Raw genomic sequence first — 22,432 nt, 5'->3', positions numbered from 1 at the left:
GTGAACAACTTTAACATTTATTCATGATTTTGGTAGCATTTAAATTTGGCTTGATTTGTCTCATTTATGGCTATTATAGTATATTTAATCGATTACCTTTGCTAAATCAATTAGCCTACCGTGCCAGTAAAAATAATATTTCTTATTCTTCCAAAAGTACATCTCATGGATCTTGCAGGCCCTGATCAGGTATTTTTTGAAGGCATTGAATATGGCGCTGATCTATGCATAGAATATGTGACCATAGGTAAAAGCATAATAACATCAGCTGGTTTGCATCTAGGAACCATGAAACATTTTTCAGAAATAAAACTTACTAAAGGTGATTTTATTATTATTCCCGGAACCCAATTAAGTTATTTCCAATCCATTGCCTATAAGTCTAACACGAGCCTGCATCAGTGGATACGTAATGCATATGAACTCAAGGTCAACATTTGCTCCATTTGTAGTGGTGCATTTGCTTTGGCTCATATTGGCATACTTAAAAATAAAATGTGTACTACACATTGGAAACGGACCGGTCTTTTAAAAGAATTATATCCTGATATAGAAGTCATAGAAAACGTATTATATACTGAAGATTCGGGAATTTATACCAGTGCAGGTGTTGCATCTGGAATTGATTTAGCCTTACACATCCTCGAACAATTGTATGGGAAATATTTTGCTCATAAAGTAGCACGTGAATTGGTCATTTACAAGAGACGAAGCGGTCATCAAAAACAACAAAGTGATTTATTGGAATTTAGAAATCATATACATGCAGGCATCCATCGGGTCCAGGACAGGTTGCAAAATAATATCCATACAAAAACCAGTATAGAAGAATTGGCGGTAGTAGCACATATGAGCAGTAGAAATTTTACGAGGATTTTTAAGAAAGAAACCGGACTTACGGTACATGAGTATCTTCAACTCCTTCGACTTGAAAAAGTGAAAGAGTGGATGTTTAATCCGAATATTTCAAAAAAACAAATGGCAGAAAAATGTGGTCTCAAGAGTGAACGTCAAATCAATAGAATCATCCAACAAATCGACCAATGAGCATCATTAAAACACGATACCAAACAAGACCCATTCGATTTATTGAACTTCACGAGCATCAAGATTGGATGATTAAAATCTACAGTATATCCATAAAAAACGAACGTGTCTCGTCAACTCATATTGAACTTGCAAAACAACAACTTAATGAATGGCTTAAACTATCAAAAAATTATCCATTAACAACATACCGGATAGCAACGCTTATCATACATGAAGGTAGGGAAGGTTGTTTTGCGATATTAAATTGGTGGATTGATGACAACATGTTGCAAAATCATGTTTTCGTGGCCACTCAAGATGATCCTTTACATTTTAAATTATTCTCAGATAAAGGTATCATTACATGTGTTTGGGAACTCGCTGTAATTTGGTTCGAACGGAATGCATGGGTGGAGCATGTTCTAAAACAATCGGACCAACCAAATTTTGATGCCTATCTCAATTCCCAACTCAATGCAGATGTCTAAATTAAACTACACACTCAGATTTGCAATGCCGCAGGACATAGATGAAATCATTATTCTGTGTCAAGAACATGCTTATTATGAAAAAACAGTTTACAACCTTGAAGGAAAATCAAAACGCTTGGAACAACATCTCTTTCATAGTACACCCACCTTGTATTGTATTATTGCAGAAGGCGAACAAGGAATTTTAGCTTATACAACATATATGAAAGAATTCTCTACCTGGGAGGCCGATTATTATTTACATATGGATTGTGTTTTCGTTAGAGAGTCTGCCAGAAATCATGGCATAGGATTGGCAATGATCCAAAAAATGATTTCCCATGCTGTAGAACTCAATATTAGATTGTTGCAATGGCAAACACCGGAATTCAATACCCGAGCCATTGAGTTCTACAACAGATTAGGAGCCCAATCCAAAAAGAAATTGCGCATGTATTTAGACCTTGAACAATTTTTAAATAAAAACAACTAAATTAAAATATATGAAACGATCACAATTACCTACATTACCGGAATACTTTGACCGATACATCAACATGACCGATGATGTAGAATTACTCGATGCCATTCAAAAAAGTATTGATGAATTGGATACCATACCAATACAAAAATGGAGAGCCCTTGGTGATAAGGTTTATGCTCCGGGCAAGTGGACCATCAATGAAATCATTCAACATCTTATTGATGCAGAACGTATTTTTTCATATCGCGTACTGGCATTTTCAAGAGGTGAAACTCAAAAAATGCCATCCTTTGATGAAGATGAATATGCAAAGGCATCTAATGCCAATAATCGAACATTGGAAAGTCTGATCGATGAATTAAAAATTGTACATTTTAGTTTATATACACTATTCCATTCTTTCACACCTGCAATGCTTGAAATAATGGGGCAAGGGTTCAAAGGTTCTTATTCCATAGCCTCTATCGGATTTATGTTGCCCGGTCATCAGCGCTGGCATTTTAAATTGATCGAAGAAAGGTATATGCCTTTATTGTAAAAACTATATATCTATCCAAATCTATTTCCTTTAAGTGTAAGCTATTTGTAAAGTAATTAAATAGTTATATTATGTATTTGGCTAAAAGCAACAATCAAGTCAGAGCCGTATAGTTTGCCCCTTTTGAAAACATGATAACACTTATAAAATGATTTAGTATTAAATCGAATAGTTACATTTATTCAAAAAATATTTTCTTAGACATCATTTCTCCGTTCGCATGAACCTGAATATAAAATAGTCCCGTGCCTATTGTTTCTTTATTCAATACTATAGAATGATTGGAATGATTACTTATACGATATACCAATTGACCTGAGCTATTAAACACATTAATTTTCCAAATATCATAAGTGTTATTATTATTTAAACTAATTCGAATAAATTGGGAAGAGGGATTTGGAAAAATATCAAAGTCAATTTTATTATTTATAGAATTCATATTGACCGTTCTTTGATCTATTTTAAGCACAAATTGATCTGAAACACCAATAGAAGTATGTTTTTCAATACCCCAATCAGGATTAAGGTCACAGGTTCCCTTAAAATTACCTGTTGTGATTATATTTAAATCATGATCTAAGGTAATAGAAGAGGGAAGTCCACCATTTAATAATTCTATCGATTTTACCCAAAGAAATTGACCTAAATTATCAGTTTTGGAAATGTAGAAATCATATGGCCCTATTGATGATATTTCAAAAGTATCAACACCTGGATTGAAATCGACTGTCCCTTCAAATGTTCCAAAGCAATATGTATTTCCCAAATCATCAAGTGTTAAAAAACTACGACCTGTATTAATATCTATTGCCCAAATTAATTGACCTGTGTTATCAAATTTAGCAACAAAATTATTAAATGTAGATTTTGATTTTAAATTATAAATTCCAGTATCCGGATCAAAATCTAATGTTCCATTAAAAGTACCATTGACATATATATAACCCGAATTATCACATAATATTGAATGAGCTTCTTCAAATTCATTTCCACCAATTACCTTAACCCATTCGAATTGACCTAACGTATCAAGTTTAGAAATAAAAATATCACTGTCACCATTTGTATTTAACTCCAATGAATCATTCTTAATATTGAAATGATTAATACCTCTAAAATGACCAGTTATATAAATGTGTTCAAAGCGGTCTACTGCTATTGATTCAATCATTGCATAATCTTGTGAGCATATAGTCTTAGCCCATTTAAAACTTCCTAATAAATCTAATTTAACAATAAACCCATTATAAAAACCGCTGCAATACAATTCATTAACTCCCTTTCCTGGATCGAAATCAACTAAGCCATTAAATCGCCCAACTAAATAAACATTAAAATAATCGTCCAATGAAATTGCAGAACTTGCATCCTCATCTACTCCACCAAAAGATTTAGCCCACAAAAAGTTGCCGAACGAATCCAATTTTAATATGAAAACATCCCTGCTAAAAGCTTTAGATGTTAAATAAAGAATTCCAGCCCCAGGGTCAAAGTCTACATTCTTACGGAAATCACCTGTAATATATAGATTACCTAATAAATCAACTTTTATAGAAGAAGAAAAGTCTTCCGAAGGACCACCAATAGATTTGGCCCATTGAAAAATTCCGAGAGCATTTAATTTATAAACATATATATCGCTCCCACCTCCTTCAGAACTCAAATTAAAAATGCCTACTCCAGGATCAAAATCTATAGTCCCATAAAAATGACCAGTATTATAAATATTTCCCTCCGAATCTATTATAATTGAACTTGAAAAAATAATTCCTGTACCACCGACTGATTTTGCCCATGAAAAAGACTGAGCTTTAATCTCTAAAATAAATAATAGGATGAAAATGAACGATACAAGCTTACATTTTTTCATTTATTCATGATGACATTTAATCCATTTTTTTGTAAAATTACCATATGAGGTTTTTAGTTGAATAAAGTAAATACCATCAGGATATTGTGTTAGGTCCATTTGATATGTTTCTTTTAACTGATCAACTTTTAAAAGCTTACTACCTTGAGAATTATAAATATCTAAACGTTCAATTTTAGTATTAGCTGCTTTTATATTTAATATTCCATCAGACGGATTAGGATAAATATTAATTTTTTTATCACGGTTTTCAAATTCATTTGTACTCGTCACAACAGATTGTTTAAAAAATTCCCAAAATATCTTTGGTGCTGATAAAGGATAATTCGCACCATTAGGATATTCATGGGTCATATCTTTGATCAAGGTAAACAAATATGGTTTAGAGGTCATACCAGCTTGAGCTTCATTAAAAATGTACGTAAGGGTAATATTTGATTCTTTTTTAATAAATGTTTGAGTTAAGCCTTGACAAACTAATGCTCTATTGAGAAATACACTCAAATAGGCCAAAATGGAATCACCTCCAAATGGCAATGAAGTAAAAGGCGGGACTATATATCGATCATCTAGTGAACCTACCATAAACCATGCAGGAATTCTATTCACAGGTGTTATAGAATCTAATTCAGTGAGTGGACCACTGCATCCAGCTACAGCAGCAAACACATCACCAGCATCATTTGCTAATTTATGAATCATCACAGAACCATTCGAAAATCCAGAAGCAAAAATCATTTTGGAGTTCACTTGCAAAGTATCTTGAATTAATTGAACAATTCGTTTAAGAAACTTAACATCATCAACATAGTCTTGAGGTTTACCAGCACAGGGTATGCTTAACAGATCACCATTCACCCATTTCGTATTATGTTTTTCTATTCCATCCTCAACAAAACACCAGGACAAGGAAGATGGAAAAACCGTAATAAAATTTTCTTCCTCACCCAATTCCTTCCATCCTGAAATGTTATAAAACTTCTCTCCGTCACCACTGGTCCCATGCAACATGAAGACTACAGGATATCCTCCAGGTGGAGCCGAATGACTTGGCTGGACAATAATAACATCACGCAATTCATTATCGACCGTAATTTTTAAATCAAAACGCCTTTGACTATTAATTGAAATTAAACTCAAGCAAAAAACAATAAATAGTAGTAATTTTTTCATAAATCTTTAGTTTCTTTTATTATTATAAAATGGATAATCAAATATACATACTAATTTTAAAAATTATTTAATTAAAGTCTTTATTATTTACAAATATTTCATGGTATCACACTGGATGTCAATCACCACAATGTCCTAATAACTTATATAAATTTCAACATATTATTACTCAGAAAATACCCAGCATGAATATTAAGGTATTGATTCATGATGAGGAATGGAAATACTTTCAAGTTAAAAAATGTTACAACCAATGTTTAAAACTCAGTAAAAATAACATTCTCAGTATCCAATGAAGTAAAATAAATCTTTGATTACAACTTAACAAATCTTCCTATACCATCCTCGGTTTTTACTAAATAAACGCCACTTGATAAATGTTGAACTCGAACCGATTTACCATTTCCTGACATTAAATGCCTACCCCATTGGTCAAAAATACTCCAGTTGAGTTCTTTTTGAAATAGGACTTCATCTTTTATTGGGTTGGGATATAAAATCAATGGATTCACTTCATCGAAAGGCTCTGAAACTCCCGTAGTACCCGTGTTATCCAAAGTGTATTTTTTCATCCATTCCCAATGTCTAGTAGGAGCCCAATTGGGATAATTATGTTCTAACCCTTTTACCAATACGTATAGGAATTCTCGATTCGCATTCATTTCTATTGGCAAATAATATGCGAACACTGCGAAATTGGTATCTCCTATTATTTTATGTTCTTTTTTATAACCAAAATTATTGGTATAATTAACTGCAACACGGTAGAATTTTCCATTTCTATAATTTATTCCTGGAGTAGAAATAAGAGAATCAAAAAATATCATAGGCACTTCAGGTCCTTCATTACCAGGACCATAATCTTTATTGCCTACCTGATACAACACAGGTATTTTCCTTTTAGGAACATAGGTCGTATCGAGATAAAAAGATCCGGCACTTGCAGCTACAGCTGCTAAGACATCACTCATTTCAATAGAACATTTGGCTGCCATGGAGCCTCCATTACTAAATCCATTGAGATATACTCTTTTGGTGTCAATATTATACATGTTTATAACTTCATCCAAAGCTCTTCGTAAAAATTTGATATCATCTTTTTCAATTTCTCCAGCTTGGAATGTCCAATCCGCATCAGGTGTATGATTCCATTTGGCTATTGTTTTATATTCTCCTCCATCGATAATTTTGTGTTTTAATGAAGATGGAAATATTGCAATAAAATTTTCACTTTCCGCCAATTCTGCCCAACCAGAGGTTTCATACATTTTCTCACCATCTCCCCCAGTACCATGCAACATAAATACTAATGGTACTGATGAATTTCCATTATATTTTGTTGGAATGTGCAAAAAATACTCTCTTGTGACACCTTCAACAACAGTAGTCATCCTCAATTTTCCACTTACAAATGGGCAATGACTTCTGTTGGCTAGTACCATTTCACTACAGATTGCATTTATACTCATTACATAAATGGAAAAAATAAAGAAGGTTACAATTCTTTTCATGGTAAATAATTTTTGAATGTAAATAAATTTAATGATCTAATAATTTTACGAATTAATGATGTGACAAAAGTAATTTGTTCTTTATGATCTTTGGTAAAATTTCGATATCAATCTTTGAAAAACAACCCCAAAACACTAAAAATCACCCTTAAGGGTTATTCCTCAATATCATTATTATAGTAAATTTGAGTTTTATTTTGAATACATACAATCCAATTCGTTGAAATATATATTTCTATTCATAATTCATATCACAATTAGTGCTCATATTCTGAGTCAATCTATTTCGTTTAATAAAGTAGAGGAGCTCAATCATTATGCAGAACAATTAATGAGTAATGATCCTGATTCAGCTATAACGGTTTTTAAAAATCTTTCTTCCCAATTCGAACAGACCCACAATATTTTTTATAAATCTTGTGTATTGTATTATCAAGCCCTTACTCTTTATAAAACAAATGATCTCCATCAAACTGAATCCATTTTAAATGAAATTTCATTTGACACAAAAATGGATTCCCAAATTATATTTGAAATAAAAAAATTACAATTACTAGGGCATATAGAATATCAACAAGTACATTACGCTAAAGCAGCACAATATTATAAGAAGGCTTTGGAATGGGCCAAACAGATCAATCATAATGTAATGCGTGCCGAGTTGAACGAAAACCTTGGACAGATTTATGACAAAACAAACAATGCAGATAAAGCGATCCCTTTTTATCTCAGGTCATACAAATTAAATACACTTATTCAAAAAATTCCTTCCATACAAATGTGCGCTTTATCTTTAGGCAGACTGTATCTTTCTCAAAATAAAATGGACTCAGCATCCTATTTTATTGCTAAATCTAAAGAACTAGCTTTTGAACTTAATGATACTTCCATGATTGCTGAATCTACTATAGAGGAAGGAAATCTAAATTTACAGATCAAAAATTTTGACCGCACGAAGGCATTGATTACGCAGATTGATAAACTGCTGCATAACCAAAACAATCCAAATCTTAAAGTCAGACAATACGTTCTAGAAGGTAATTATTCATTACTAACTCAAGATGAAAATACTGCGGTAACCAAGTATAACAATGCCATAAACTATACAAAAAAAGGCTTTACCTTTTATATAGAATATTACATTTACTCTAATATGGCAGATGCCTATTTTAAAGTCGGTAACTTTCCAAAAGCATTCGAATATTTAAAATACATTACCAAACTTAAATTAGCTTACTCCAATAAAGAAAATAGTAACACCGCCAACGAAGCCAGAAAAAATTCAGAAATTCAGGTTCGAGATCGAGAAATAGAGTTTCTTCAATTACAAAATGAACTCAAACAACAAAAACTTCAAAAAGAAATAAAAACAAGAGAGCTATTAACCATAGAAAATAGATTAAAAGAGCATAGTTTACAAAGTGAGAAGTTATTAACTGCCTCCATGATACGTGAACAAACACTTCAAAATGAACAATTAAACAATGAGAAAAAATTGAATGCCGCATTGTTAAGAGAGAATGAACTTAAATTAATTAATTTAAAAGATGAAAGCAATATCAGAAAATATCTTTGGTGCATAATTGCAATACTTTCAATTCTTGGAGGTTTTATATTCCTCCTTTTCAAAAAATTGAAATCAAATCATACCCTTATCGTTAAACAAAAAAATGACTTAGAATATATTAATAAGGAAGTACATCATCGGGTCAAAAATAATCTTCAAGTTATATCCAGTTTATTAGATATCCAATCACAGTCTAATGTCGATGAAAAAGTAAAAGAAGTGCTCCAAGAAAGCAAATTGCGTGTCCAGTCAATGGCATTTATTCATCAGAATTTATATGAGGATGAAGGCATGAATTTGGTGGACATGAAGAATTATATCCAAAATTTAATAGATCATTTATACACTACCTTTCATAAAAATAGTGAACGCATTAACATTGAAACGAATGTAAGTCCAGTATTATTACACATGGATATCGTTGTCTCCGTAGGAATGATCATTAATGAGTTAGTTACGAATTCATTAAAGTATGCTTTTCTCAATAAAAAAGAAGGCACTATTAAGGTTCACCTCAGTGAACGCAACCATTTTATTACCTTTATCGTCGAGGATAATGGACAAGGCTTGCCACCTCAATTGGATGTCTTTACCATTAAATCTTTCGGTTATAAAATGATCCGGGCTTTTGTTCAAAAGCTAAAAGCGCAAATGACCATAGAAAGTGATGCAGGCACAAAAATTAGTATTGTTTTCCCAATAAAAAAAGAATCTACTCATGACAGAAATAAATCATAAACTAAGAGTAGCCATAGTAGAAGATGAACCATTGATTGCTGAGAATCTGGCTATGTATTTGAATAATATAGATTTCGAAGTTGCTGGTATTGCCTATAATTATGAAGATGCATTACAATTAATCATCAGCGAACATCCTGATATTGCATTATTAGATATCAATTTGGAGTGTGAAAAAGACGGCATCGATCTGGGTGAATATATTTTTAATCATCTTCACATTCCATTTATTTTTTTAAGTTCCTATTCCGATCGCAGCACCTTGGATCGTGCCAAAAAAATACAACCTTCCGGGTATTTAGTCAAACCTTTTAATGAAAAGTCATTGTTGACCACTTTGGAAATCGGACTGGCTAACTACGCCATGCAGGCTAATCAAGTTGTGCCAACACTTCAATTAAAACAATTAAATAAACACCTGATAAGCCCCATTTCAGACCGTGAATTTGAAGTTATATCGTTAATCTATGCTGGAAAAACCAACCAACAAATTGCACAGGAACTTTACATTTCACTGAACACCATTAAAAGACATATCAATAATGTTTACACTCGATTAGATGTCACGTCCAGATCGATGGCAATTGCCAAAATGAGGGAATTGATGCTGAAGTGATTTCTACATATTAACCGCAAACTTGATTATACTAAATCCATTATTCCATTATTTTTTATGGAACGGACCAAATTTTATTTTCTATTTATCTTATGGATTCACTTTACCATTTGATAAACTTAATAAGTTCATTTTGATGATCCTTAACTAAACTTAAAAAATAAATTCCCGCTTTGCATGAACTTAAATCAATTGTTACATCACCATCTGAATAGCTTATCCATGCTGGAATGGATTGACCATTGATATTCCACAATCGAATCAGATCAGAATTTTCTATGATATCATCCAATATACTGATTCGGATTTTTTGTTGTATGTGATCCTGATAAACAAGAACTTTGTGACCATTAATAGCTCTATCTAAATGGGTAAGACAGTCATTGAATTTTGGATCTTCGGGCAATAGACAATGACCACAACTATCTAATTTATACGGCCCATAAGCTGAACCTTTACAATCGCAAATCGATTTAAATGTTGCCGGATCAATATTGCTCGATATGACTTCTATCTCACCTAAGGATGCTGCATTCCAATGATATATACCTCCGGTTACTTTTATAAATTCAACTTGCATGGATTGAATTTTTTCTACTTGATTTAATGCTAACCGAGTCCCCATGTTTGAGAGCTTTTCATTGACATCCATGGTTGTGATCAATTGCTTAAATGAACTATCTGCGTATAATCTTACAATGCAGTGCTCAACACGAAGACGATTGGTATCCGGAATGTTATACAGTTTAATTTGCTTCACATAAATAGGTTCTAACCACTTTAATTTCAACCATTGTCCGGTCGGATCGACCCCTTCAGGAGTAAACCAATGTTGAGTGGCTGTTCTGTTTTTTTTATCGATTACATTTCCTGGTGGGTTCATACTTGATGAGGCCATAATTTTTGCTCCGGGAGCTAAATTGGTAAAAAACAATTCATCCGGCTGATCCGGAACCGGAATCACAGAATGCCCTGCATGACAACCTACACAGGTAACGTGCTGACCAGGACGTCCATAGTTGAATCCAGTAACATGTGCAGCGCCATCCATAATTCCTCCTCCCGTTCTCGGTACTTTATATCCAAGCGCCACTGAAGATCTTCCTTGTTCAAACAATGGGACATGTGCCGGCGCATTTTTTTCAAAAACACGATTGTATGCATCCACATTAATCTCATTATACAACAAAGGATAATCCAACATCTCTAATGATCCATATTGTTGATTTAAAAGTGGCGCAGCGTAAAATCTAACCGTAGACATATTTCCAACTGCAGGAGCAGCAATGATTCCATCATCAATAGGTGAATTAAAAAATATATTTCTACAATCAAATTCGAAACTCCCTTCCTTTTTTAAATCTTGGATCCCTGTTGGTGGCAAAGGATCTGCAACTTGACTTACTTTATCCAATAATATTTTTGGAAGCTTTCTCGGTTCCACTATCTGCGCATTTAATTCAGTTGTTCCCGGATGATCATAAACCAATTGAGGCGAACTACCATCAGCATTCATGATATAAATTCCATAATCCTGATTTGGATCCTTAGCCATTGAAAACAATATATTTCCGTCAGACGCAACACTAGGTTCTGCAGCATATGATCCTTTAAAAATACCATAGGATGGCGGATCCTTAATGTAGTAATCAAAGTTACCATATTGATAAACTCCAATTAAACCAACGGGCCTTTTAGCAGTTCCCCGATAATATCTTTTCAATCCTCCAAATCCGGAAGATTCAGATTGATGCTCTATCGGAAACCAATTACCAATAAAGTTTCCGTCTACATCAAAACAACCACCATATGCATTATTATTAGAAACTTCCCTATAATGTGCAGAAAAGAGTTTCATTTCCGTCCCATCCGGATTAATCTCCGTCAATAAAAAAGCATTATTGTTAAACATAAAAGATTGACCATCCAGAGTACTATCCAAATAACTTGTTAGGCCGTCTTTGTATGACCATCCATCAGTATAAACAGGGTGTTGTTTGGTCGTCATTGGATCGTATGGCCAGTAAAAGTTTCTCCACCATCTGGCGAACACAATTTTACCAGTTACAGGATCCAAGACCGGTTTGTCAGCAGCATTCTTATCACTGGTAATCCGATGCAAGCCTGTACCATTTTCATGGATCACATACAGATTAGATGTGCGGGTTACATTGTACATGCCAATACCTGGAAAACGGGTACTGCTAAAACAAATTCTACCATCAGGCAACCAAATGGGATGTGTATCATCATAACCTTTTAAAACGCCTCTTGCAAAAGGATTGAATTGATTTAAATTGAGCGGAGCTTCATCAAAACTCACTTGTGATAAATGACGTCCATCTACAGAAATAATATAAATTCTCCAGGCATTGGGTTCATCTGGCGTCATGTTATTATTTCCTAACACATAATTTCCCTTTTTTAATCCTGCAAAAACAATTTTCTTCGCATCCCAAGATAAACAAGGCGAACTAATATCTATTAATTGAAATGGATTGGATTCAGGTCGACTACCATCAATAAGCGTATCAATGGAATTGTCCGGATTGAGTATACATAAAAATGCCGGAGCCGCAACTTGATATTTTGAGAATCCTCCGATACCTGGAAGAGCATTTGCAGCCGACATATAGACACTACCACAGCATGGAATTTGTCGCGATACAAACAGGACAGATTTCGGTAATGGATTCTGCGGTAAAAAACTACTTTGTAAACTCATGGTCAACAATACACCACCTAAAAGAAACAACACCACAGTGAAATGCTTAAAATAATTCAGCATAAAAAATTATTTATCAGTTATTGAATAGGACATATAAGATTTTCATTTTTATAAATAACAAAATGCAAAATCTTGATCTGATCTATTGATGTAGATCATCACAAATAAGTACCTGTTGCTTCGTTAAAAATCAAAAAGCACTTATTTGTATATCTAATTTTATGTCATGAGATTGAAACATGGGATCCATCGGACCTAATTCAAGTCCCTCGTCTTATCATAATCAAACATGTCTTGATCACAATAAGGTTTGAAGGACTATGCAAGATATGAAACTTTCCAAAACAAAACAATATCAAATACTAATTCAACAAACTATATTTTGATCCATACTCCAACATTTGTGCTTTGAAGTCTGCTGGATATTCGATCTTTATATCCTTGATCATACCTTGTTTGTCTTTAATCGGAACCAGTCTCGGATTGATAAATCCGGCATATGGTGCTATGTTGAGATGTTCAGCTCTTTTCAATATTTCACGATGCAAATCGATATCCACTTTAACACCATAATCTTCTATGAGTTTTCTCCCGGCGGCATAATCCCCTTGTGACTTAATTCGTTGTACTTCTTTAAGAAGTTCTCCAAATAAGCCGCGAAGTTTGTTATAATCTTTGATGTCAAAATAGGTTTTACCATCACGTACTACTTTTTCTATGATGTGTTCGGATTGTCCTTTTTGAAACACCCAATTAGATATCATAAGCCGGTTACGCATATGTGCTTGTTCGATATTATTTCCCGGAATAATTCTTCTTAGTTGAAGGATCATTCCATTTTTAATATATTGATCATACTGGGTCTTTCCTACTTCCACATTTGGTATTAATCCCATCTCCACCAATTTAGGATCCATGATATAATACAAAGCAAATAGATCTGCTCTGGCTTCCTCTAGAGGTGATGCATAATTTTTCAAACTAATATGAGGGTCTGCAACACCTTCTTCCAATTGGCCTGAGGCATGTCCTAATACTTCATGTAAAGCGGTATGCATTTTACCAGCCAATTCTCCATATTTTATAGATCGGTCTTTTTCTTCCTGATCGTTGGCATATTCATCTAATAGACCACTTCCCGTAGATTGATTATTGGCATTTTCTATATTGCTAAAACTTACGGATTTCGACCCATACAATTCACCCAGCCAGTTTGAATTCGGCAAATTCTCACCAATTGGTGTTACAGGGGAAGCATCCCCGGATTCTGATACAACATTAACCATATTATAGCTAATACCTAACACTTTTGATTTTTTGTGCTTAGGGTCCATTGGTCCGTGATCTTCAAACCATTGTCCGTCCTCACTCAATTTTTTCATTTTTGCACTCAATACAAAATCATTGATATAAACGATACTTTGAAATGAACCACGCATGCTACTTGGATCGTGATAAACTTCTACAAATCCGGCATTATAATCAATATCTCCTTTGGTAGCTTGAACCCAGGCAATGTTGTAATCTCTCCATGTAGCAAGGTTTCCAGTCTTGTAATAATCAATTAATAATAACAATGCCTTTTTCTGCGGCTCATTTTCAGCTACATGGCTTGCTTTCTTGAGCCAGTAGATCATTTTATCTACAGCAGCACCATACAGTCCACCAGACTTAATAACGTGCTCGACCACTTGACCCTTGGCATTTTTTTCTAAACGACTGTTGAGCCCCCATTCTAAAGGCATTGAATCATGCTTATCAAGAATTGGTTTATAAAATTGATCCAAATCTTGTTGTGTAATTTCGGGTGCATGAAAATTCACAGCTGATGCTAATATCATATCTATACCATCCCGTTGATCCACTCGCTTAGCATCAACATTAGGGTCAAACATAACAGTCAATATTTCATTCGATAAATTGACCTTATTTTTTTTTATGACCCCTTGGAACCACGTTTTACTAAACCCTGGTATGAATTTATCTCCGGAATAATGATGGTGTATGCCGTTAGAAAACCAAACTTGTTTGGTGTACAATTCAAAGGCTTTCCAATCAGAGGTTTTATGATTTCCTTTATCATTCGCAATGATTTTTTCTAAAGCTTTTCTTATGGGAATATTAAATCTATGTTTTTGTGCCCAGTCTATATCTCTACCAGCTAATCCTGCCATACTTAGATAATACACCAACTCTTTTTGTTGAAGTGTAAGTTTGTCAAAGCCTGGCACCTGATATCGAAGTATTTTTTTATCACTGAAAGACTCTGTTTGAACCACAAATTCTTTGGACGCCTGACTTGTATTTTTCTTTTTTTCCTGAGCATGAATTCCATTGGCGAATACAAGAGTGAAACATAGGATCTGGGCTATTAACTGTTTAACTAACATTGATTTTTAGATTTAATGCCAAAGATAAATGAATAAATTGGTAACTATTTATGTGATTACCCTTTAGAGTGTTAATTTAAATGTTGTGAAATATAAAATCTGTGGTTAATAGTTATTAATAAGTGTTGTTTGCTGCTTTTCCCAATCAAAGCTGCGGTTAATATTGCCTTTTTTTTGAAATACTGTATATAACTCTAACATCTTTACACGATCTTATGAAAAGTTCTAAATTAACAAGTTTAGAGCACCTTTACTAGTTCAAGAATAATGTGATATGTGTTTAGCTTGTTCGCAAACTAAAATCAGGTAATATATAATTTTATGAGTTGTAATAGAAATTTGTTTCGGCCTTAAGGGATGAGCCGTCAAAAAATGATGTAATGAAAACGTTAAAAATTCAAAACTGTATGAGCTCAACAAAATGCTTCAAAAAGAACAGGAAAGCGAGCTGAGTAAGTGTTAGGCAAAGCAAAAGAATTATAGTTCAAAGCGAGTTTTTTGAATTTAGGTTTCATGAAATCATTTTAGGCTTAGACCTTACAGCCTAGAATTTTTGGTTCTTTTTTTTCATGAAAAAAGAACAAAAAGTTGATCATAAGAACACATAATTAAAACATCAACAAAACTTCAAAAAGACAAAATGACATTTTATAGCGTATTTATTATGCCAAAAGCAAATGGCTCTAAGGTTATTTCTTAACTAATTACAGTCAATTCCTATGACCATACATAAAATAATCCATTTATTATTGAAATACATGAAATGCTGTCACTTAAATGAATTACATTTGGTCAAATAATTTGACCCAAATAACAATGATTAATCTAAAAAATATCCAGACCGAAGTTGATGCCAGTTTTCTCTACAAAGTATTGGCAGACAATGAAAGTGATGCCAATGTTGCTGAAGTATTTCGACAAATGAGTGAGATTGAACACAGTCATGCTATTGCTTTTATGAAAGCCAACCATTTGGATCTATCAAAATTACCATTACCATCCAATCGTGCTAAAATTCTAAGAACGATTGGTAAAGTATTTGGCAATGATTACATCCTTGGTGTACTGATGGATACTGAAAAAAGCATCTCCTCCTCTGTCCTCAGTGCAAGAAAAAAAACCAACACACCAGTTTCTATTTCTGATACGGCACATGTTACCATACTTCAGAATATACTAAACAGCAGTCCTACAGTATCAGGATCCAGTCTGGCCCGTTTTGAAAAAAGACATCGATCTGTGGGCGGCAATGCATTAAGAGCTGCAGTTCTGGGTGGCAACGATGGATTGGTGTCCAATTTTAGTTTGGTCATGGGAATAGCAGGTGCAACTGGTGGACAAAAAGAAGTATTGCTCACCGGAATTGCAGGATTGTTGGCTGGAGCACTGTCTATGGCTTTGGGTGAATGGATTTCAGTCCAAAGTTCAAAAGAACTTTATGAGAACCAAATGCAATTGGAAATGGAAGAACTCGAGACCAATCCAGAGGGCGAAGAAAAAGAATTGGCACTCATCTACTTCTCCAAAGGCATACCGGAAGAACAAGCCAAGAGAATGGCCCACGAAATCATGTCAGACAAGGATCGTGCTCATGAAGTACTTATCCGCGAAGAGCTGGGCATCAATAAAGAAGACCTTCAAGGCTCTGCTATGGAAGCGGCAGTTAGTTCATTTGTTTTATTTGCCATCGGTGCGATTATTCCAGTCATCCCGTTTTTCTTTATTGGCGGAACTAAGGCTATTATTTTTAGCACCGTGCTCAGTGGATTAGGTTTATTTTTAATCGGCGCGTCGATCACATTATTTACTGGAAAAAATGTTTGGTATTCCGGATTCCGGCAAGTTGTATTCGGACTCATTGCTGCAGCTATAACTTTCGGCATTGGCAAACTTATTGGTGTATCGGTATTGGGATAATTTGACCAATATTATTTTGGGCGTGCCCCTTCGGGTCAGGCCATCCATTACAATAGTATCCTTCCTGCGTCGGCTACTATTTTCATTGCTATCCTTCACGCAAAAAAAGGCTTATACAATGGATTAATTACATTGTCTTGTTTACACTTTAATTAAATGAAAGTCTAGTTACTCGTGTTTTTGTGTTGTAATATGTAAATAGCCGTTGGTTAAAAAAATCGACCGTTTGTAGAACACTATATTTCTGTTCATCAAATATTATTTACGATTAACAAATCGGAATAAATTAGCCTTTAACATAATAATAATTTTGATTCATTATTTAACTTTTAATTTTTAAAAAGATGAACAAAATTAAATTGATGCTATTAATCCTTTCAGTTGTAATAAGGTTTAATTCAAATGCACAAAAGTACACGCCGAATTATTTACAACAACCCAATGATTTTATTGAAAAAAATTGCACTATACTGGATCCTTCTGGTTGGTTTATTTTTAATAAAAACACAAAGGTCCCATCTGATAATTTTTTAATTGATTTTAAAGAATATTTTGGAATGAGCAGAGATGATAAATTTACATTATTAACTTCTAAAACTGATGATTTTCCATTTTCAAATGATGAAAATCGATTAACTCATGATCGATACATACAGACCTACAAAGGTCTTGAAGTTGAATTTGCAGAATTTTTTATTCATTCACAAGATAACAACATCAAATTTATCAACTGTAAGTTAGTAGAACATTTAGATAAAGATGTAAATCCGGCCATTACAGAAGAACAAGCATTAGCAAATGCAATTAATACTTTAGGTCTTAATAATACTTATTCTTGGCAAATAGATGAACTAGAAAGTGAACTAAAAGATCAATTAAATGATCCTTATGCAACTTACTTTCCCACTGGCAAATTATTATTAGCAAAAAACAGTGTTGGACCAAATTATGACCCATCAGAGTTTACATTAGCATGGAAATTTAATATTTATTCAGTAGAACCTGAATTACATGTTGATATTTATATTGATGCAAAAACTGGTGATTTATTAAAGACACAATCAAAAACTTGCGAAAATGGAACTGCAGATTTATTATATTATGGCAATCAACCAATAGATACTAAATGGAGAGGTTTTCCAAATTATAATTTCGCATTGAATGCAGAGGACAATAGTAGAAATATTATTACTAAATATCAAGGCAATATCGTAACTGGTTTTAATGGATGGTCAAATGTGACTGATGGAGATGACACATGGGGTTGGGGTGATCGAATGGCTACTACACCTCATTGGTGCGCTATTCAATCTTGGGATTACTTTAAAAACAATTACAATAGAAATGGTTGTAAAGGCAATGGCAGAAACATTAATGTTTGGGCTAATTGGAATGATGCAAATGCTCAATATGTTTCAGTACCAGGAGCAGATGTCATTAAAGTGGGAACTATAACTGGAAATTATCTAGCAACATCTGATATTATAGGACATGAATTTACCCATGGCGTTACAGAGTTTACAGCTGGCCTTGTTTATTCATATGAGTCTGGAGCCTTAAATGAGTCATTTTCTGATATTTTTGGTTTCATGGTAGAACGGTTCACTCAAGGTGGAACTATTAATGACTGGGATTTAGGAGAAGATGCACTATTGCTTAGAAGAATGAATAACCCTTCTAATTCTCCAGCAGGAGCCCAACCAAGTATATATTTAGGGGCGAATTGGTTTACAGGTTCCGGTGACAATGGAGGAGTACATACTAATAGTGGGGTTCAAAATTATTGGTTCTATCTTTTATCACAAGGCTCTACAGGTGCTCCCGATGGAACTTTTAATGGCAGAACTGTAAATGGTATTGGTGTTGTAAAAGCAGCTAATATTTCATATTACAATTTGACTAACATTCTAGGTTGTAATTCTAATTATGTGGATGCAGCGAATGGTGCATATATGGCCGCTTATACAATTTATGGAAATTGTTCCATGGAGTGGGAACAAACCGTTAATGCATGGGCTGCAGTGGGAATTGGTAATCCTTTTGTTCATCTGAGTATTTCAGGTCCATCAACAATATATTATTATTATAATGGAAGTCCAAGCGGTAGTATGCCTAAAATATTTACAGCACATGGAAGTATCAATGCTAGCGGCTATAATTGGGTCTATATTGGACCTTGGCAATATGCTATATCAGGAGTATTAAATGAAAACTTTTCTATTACAAATTTTCAAGGAAATTTCACATCAGGCACGATAAATTTAATGGGTCAATGTGAAAGTATAATTAAGCCAATAAATTTCAAGTGTATAGATTGTCCAATAGTTTATAATGGACATGTAGGAGATTTAGATTTGATTATTAGTCCAAATCCAACTAAAGATTTAATCCATATAAAAGCAAATTTCATCGACCAAAAATCAGATAAACCCATTATGATTACTATAATTGATATAAATGGCAACTATATGTTTCAGCAATATTATTATCACTCTTTACCAGATCAAATAAATGTGAGTCATTTTGAATCTGGTGCTTATACAGTCATTGTCCATCAAGGAAGTAATATTCAACAGTCCAAATTTTCTAAAATATAGATTATTTTTCAGCAGTCTAGTTGATCTAGACTGCTGATTTCTTCATTAATTTAATGTATATTTGGTATTTTATATCTATAATGCGAAATGCAATAATTCCAACAATATGTAAAAACTCTTATTTGCATTTTATTTAAAAGTAGTACTTTACCAATGTGTTTAAAGTAATATAAAAAATTGATTTACCTTTGAATAATTGAAAAATTTGGGTATTGCCATTTTATCACAAACTTAACCAATATTTTGCCATATTTTTACGTGAATCAACCGATAACATTAAATAAAATCAAAATATCTGGATCTGATGAAAAAAATAAATTGGAAAGAAATCTTTAAATTCTTATCAGGAGCATTCTTTGTTACATCAGGAGCCAGTTGGTATTTTGCCTGGCATCAAATAGATCTACCCTTTATGGGAGGGACCATGTCGCACGAATTTTTAGCCATCCGGGGATGCATACATTTTGTTCTATTTTTGATAACGTTCTATTTCGGATTTATCAAAAAATAAATGCTAAAATTATTTATAAAAATAAATAACAACATAAAACACCTGGATATTTAAAAAATATAATCAAACACATAAGCAATTTAAAATCATTGAATGACTTCGTAAACTTATTATCAGGTGGCGACTTGCGATCCATAGGAAAAAGCAATTCCGTAGTCTCGCTCATTGTAAACCAACAAGACTTCGATGAATTATTTAAATTGATCTTTCTCGATGACCAATTGCTAGTCATGCGAGCCATAGATGCCATTGAAAAGATCACCCTAAAACATCCCAATTATCTAATCAAACACAAACATGAAATTCTTGATTTAAGTACTGTCGCTCATGATAAAGAACTTAAATGGCATCTGGCACAAATAATTCCTCGCCTATCCTTAACCCCTCCTGAATTGACTAAGGCCTGGAAATTATTAATGGATTGGGCTCTGGATAATAACAATTCCAGAATCGTTAGAGTTAATTCCATTCAGGGACTTTTTGAAATGCAAAAAGTGCATAGCGAATTAACCCAGGAATTTTCTAAGACATTAACCGAACTTGAAAAAAAACATATTCCTTCCATCAATGCCAGAATAAGATCTATTAAATATAAAATATAAACAATTCGATCATTGATCGTCGCAGTTTTCAACTGTGATGTTTCATTAAACCAAGGATCATCGCAGTTTGCAACTGCGATGTTTCATTCGATAATTTACTTTGCAAATAACATCTGATATTACAACAGCATCGAAGTCAGAGACTTCGACGATCGTTGTAAAAAAAATTTATATTAGTCTTATCTTTGAAACTTTAAAATAGACCCATAAAAATACAATATATAATGAAAAACAACTTATTTTTAGCCTTTGAAGGCATTGACGGTAGTGGTAAAAGTACTCAGGTCAAATTATTGGCTGACCAATTAATAAAAGCAGGACATAAAGTGTATGCCACTTTTGAACCGACCGACAGTCCTATAGGCGCCCTTATCAGAAGTATTTTCAATCATCAGCTTGAAGCAGATCACCGAGTCATTGCAGGACTTTTTGTTGCTGACCGATTAGACCATTTGCTAAATAAATCCAATGGCATATTAAAAAAACTAGAAGAAGGATATACTGTAATTACAGACCGATACTACTTTTCTTCCTATGCCTATCATGGAACACATATGGATATGGATTGGGTCATTCAAGCTAATTCATTAAGTGCCGACTTGCTTCGTCCCGACTTAAATATCTATATTGATATTTCGCCTGACCTGAGTATGGAGCGACTCAAGAAAGGCAGAACTTCAATAGAACTATATGAAACTATTGAAAACCTAAGAAATGTAAGAGAAAAATATCTGGAAGCATTTGAACAATTAAAATTCAAAGAAAAAATATTTATGACTGACGGTAATCGTTCCGCTGAATCCATTGCTGCTGATATTTGGAGTGAAATTTCGGAAACCCAAATGTCAGTACATATATGAAGCAATTGATAATTACTTTTTTTTTAAGTCTTCCATTAATTGGCTGTGTAAAAAAGAAATTTTTACCAGATATAACATTTATTAAACTTGGACGTGCTGAAATTTTATCCAAATTAGATTCATTATCACTTGGCTCTGCATTTAATTTACAAACAAATTTTCAACATGATTCATTATACATCAAAATAAATGTTCAGCCAGATGAAATTGATTCCATTTATTCAATTTGGACTCTGATAACTTTAAAAGCAAAAATTGTAGATGAGATAAAGAATACATGCATAAGCTTTATTGATTATTCTAAACATTTACCAAATGGCAATTTACCAAATGCTTATTTCGACGAACCTGCGATTTATAATGGAGGTACATTCCTGATTTACTATAAAGACGAATATGGAGCAGAACACTATTTTTCTTATGTATTAAAAGATCTTAGTCCCGAAACACAGAAACTTCATAATTTATTTATGAATTATTATCACGAAAATGGTTTAAGTAATAGTTATAAAAGAAATTTTAATATAAATTCTGATTCTATCGCCAGAATTATATGCTTAAAAAAGGAGATTAAAATAACTAATCCAATTGTACCAAAAGTTGAACCACCTCCATTAGCTAATTAAAAAAAAATATTGTTACAATCAATTTTTTATTTTTGCATCTAGTCAAAGACTTCGACCATCGTTTTATGATATGCACATAAACATCGGAGTCGGAGACTTCAACCAGTTATGTTAAGCTGCATCACAATGGTGTTTGCAAAATGAATAAACTGGATTTTTTCTTTTATAATTGACCCTATGTTACCTCCAAATAAGCTTTATT

The 22,432-nt window shown here is 33.3% G+C and carries 17 protein-coding genes; 12 read left to right on the top strand and 5 right to left on the bottom strand.

Annotated elements, in window-relative coordinates:
- Positions 1–120: 120 nt before the first annotated feature.
- From IPK88_11070 to IPK88_11055, 4 genes are read left to right on the top strand one after another with little or no spacing between them, the layout of a single operon-like run.
- A complete protein-coding gene (locus tag IPK88_11070; protein ID MBK8243956.1) occupies positions 121–1,047 on the top strand; it encodes a DJ-1/PfpI family protein in 927 nt (308 codons plus the stop codon).
- The gene (locus IPK88_11065) at positions 1,044–1,517 is read left to right on the top strand and encodes a hypothetical protein (protein MBK8243955.1); all 474 of its coding nucleotides are present in this window, start codon (positions 1,044–1,046) and stop codon (positions 1,515–1,517) included. The genes IPK88_11070 and IPK88_11065 overlap by 4 nt, the downstream gene beginning before the upstream one ends.
- Positions 1,510–1,992: a GNAT family N-acetyltransferase gene (locus IPK88_11060; GenBank protein MBK8243954.1), complete on the top strand. Its 483-nt coding sequence runs from the start codon at positions 1,510–1,512 to the stop codon at positions 1,990–1,992. Before IPK88_11065 ends, IPK88_11060 begins: the two co-directional genes overlap by 8 nt.
- A gap of 10 nt (positions 1,993–2,002) precedes the next feature.
- On the top strand, positions 2,003–2,521 hold the full coding sequence (locus IPK88_11055) for a DinB family protein (protein ID MBK8243953.1): 519 nt from the start codon (positions 2,003–2,005) through the stop codon (positions 2,519–2,521).
- Between the two features lie 178 nt (positions 2,522–2,699).
- Here IPK88_11055 and IPK88_11050 read toward each other — a convergent pair whose 3' ends face one another.
- The 3 genes from IPK88_11050 to IPK88_11040 form a co-directional block, all read right to left on the bottom strand.
- Positions 2,700–4,394: a T9SS type A sorting domain-containing protein gene (locus tag IPK88_11050; protein MBK8243952.1), complete on the bottom strand. Its 1,695-nt coding sequence runs from the start codon at positions 4,392–4,394 to the stop codon at positions 2,700–2,702.
- Positions 4,395–5,567 (bottom strand): T9SS type A sorting domain-containing protein, encoded by a 1,173-nt coding sequence (locus IPK88_11045; GenBank protein ID MBK8243951.1) that lies wholly within the window; start codon positions 5,565–5,567, stop codon positions 4,395–4,397. It lies immediately after the preceding gene.
- Positions 5,568–5,881: 314 nt separating this feature from the next.
- The gene (locus IPK88_11040; GenBank protein ID MBK8243950.1) at positions 5,882–7,078 is read right to left on the bottom strand and encodes a T9SS type A sorting domain-containing protein; all 1,197 of its coding nucleotides are present in this window, start codon (positions 7,076–7,078) and stop codon (positions 5,882–5,884) included.
- Between the two features lie 220 nt (positions 7,079–7,298).
- On the opposite strand from IPK88_11040, the gene IPK88_11035 reads away from it, so the two are divergent.
- Together IPK88_11035 and IPK88_11030 are read left to right on the top strand one after the other, a co-directional pair.
- Positions 7,299–9,383 (top strand): tetratricopeptide repeat protein, encoded by a 2,085-nt coding sequence (locus IPK88_11035; protein MBK8243949.1) that lies wholly within the window; start codon positions 7,299–7,301, stop codon positions 9,381–9,383.
- Positions 9,364–9,999 (top strand): response regulator transcription factor, encoded by a 636-nt coding sequence (locus IPK88_11030; GenBank protein ID MBK8243948.1) that lies wholly within the window; start codon positions 9,364–9,366, stop codon positions 9,997–9,999. The genes IPK88_11035 and IPK88_11030 overlap by 20 nt, the downstream gene beginning before the upstream one ends.
- 103 nt (positions 10,000–10,102) lie before the next feature.
- Here the strand turns inward: IPK88_11030 and IPK88_11025 are convergent, their stop codons facing one another.
- Positions 10,103–12,787, bottom strand: a complete 2,685-nt coding sequence (locus IPK88_11025) for a hypothetical protein (GenBank protein MBK8243947.1) — start codon at positions 12,785–12,787, stop codon at positions 10,103–10,105.
- A gap of 302 nt (positions 12,788–13,089) precedes the next feature.
- Positions 13,090–15,117 (bottom strand): dihydrofolate reductase, encoded by a 2,028-nt coding sequence (locus IPK88_11020; protein ID MBK8243946.1) that lies wholly within the window; start codon positions 15,115–15,117, stop codon positions 13,090–13,092.
- A gap of 816 nt (positions 15,118–15,933) precedes the next feature.
- Here IPK88_11020 and IPK88_11015 point away from each other — a divergent pair.
- The 6 genes from IPK88_11015 (at position 15,934) to IPK88_10990 (ending at position 22,230) form a co-directional block, all read left to right on the top strand.
- The gene (locus tag IPK88_11015; GenBank protein MBK8243945.1) at positions 15,934–17,034 is read left to right on the top strand and encodes a VIT1/CCC1 transporter family protein; all 1,101 of its coding nucleotides are present in this window, start codon (positions 15,934–15,936) and stop codon (positions 17,032–17,034) included.
- Positions 17,035–17,378: 344 nt separating this feature from the next.
- Positions 17,379–19,631, top strand: coding sequence for a M4 family metallopeptidase (locus IPK88_11010; GenBank protein MBK8243944.1), 2,253 nt, complete (start codon positions 17,379–17,381; stop codon positions 19,629–19,631).
- A 304-nt stretch (positions 19,632–19,935) separates the two neighbouring features.
- Complete coding sequence (locus IPK88_11005; protein ID MBK8243943.1) at positions 19,936–20,142, top strand: hypothetical protein; 207 nt, start codon at positions 19,936–19,938, stop codon at positions 20,140–20,142.
- Positions 20,143–20,231: 89 nt separating this feature from the next.
- Complete coding sequence (locus tag IPK88_11000; protein ID MBK8243942.1) at positions 20,232–20,744, top strand: hypothetical protein; 513 nt, start codon at positions 20,232–20,234, stop codon at positions 20,742–20,744.
- A 224-nt stretch (positions 20,745–20,968) separates the two neighbouring features.
- Positions 20,969–21,604 carry a dTMP kinase gene (gene tmk, locus IPK88_10995; GenBank protein ID MBK8243941.1) on the top strand — a complete coding sequence of 212 codons (636 nt, stop codon included), beginning with the start codon at positions 20,969–20,971 and terminating at the stop codon, positions 21,602–21,604.
- Positions 21,601–22,230: a hypothetical protein gene (locus tag IPK88_10990; GenBank protein MBK8243940.1), complete on the top strand. Its 630-nt coding sequence runs from the start codon at positions 21,601–21,603 to the stop codon at positions 22,228–22,230. Before tmk ends, IPK88_10990 begins: the two co-directional genes overlap by 4 nt.
- The last annotated feature ends 202 nt before the right edge of the window (positions 22,231–22,432 follow it).

Source organism: Candidatus Defluviibacterium haderslevense (assembly GCA_016712225.1).
GTDB classification, from domain to species: domain Bacteria; phylum Bacteroidota; class Bacteroidia; order Chitinophagales; family Saprospiraceae; genus Vicinibacter; species Vicinibacter haderslevensis.
This window is presented reverse-complemented; position numbering and strand designations above follow the sequence as displayed.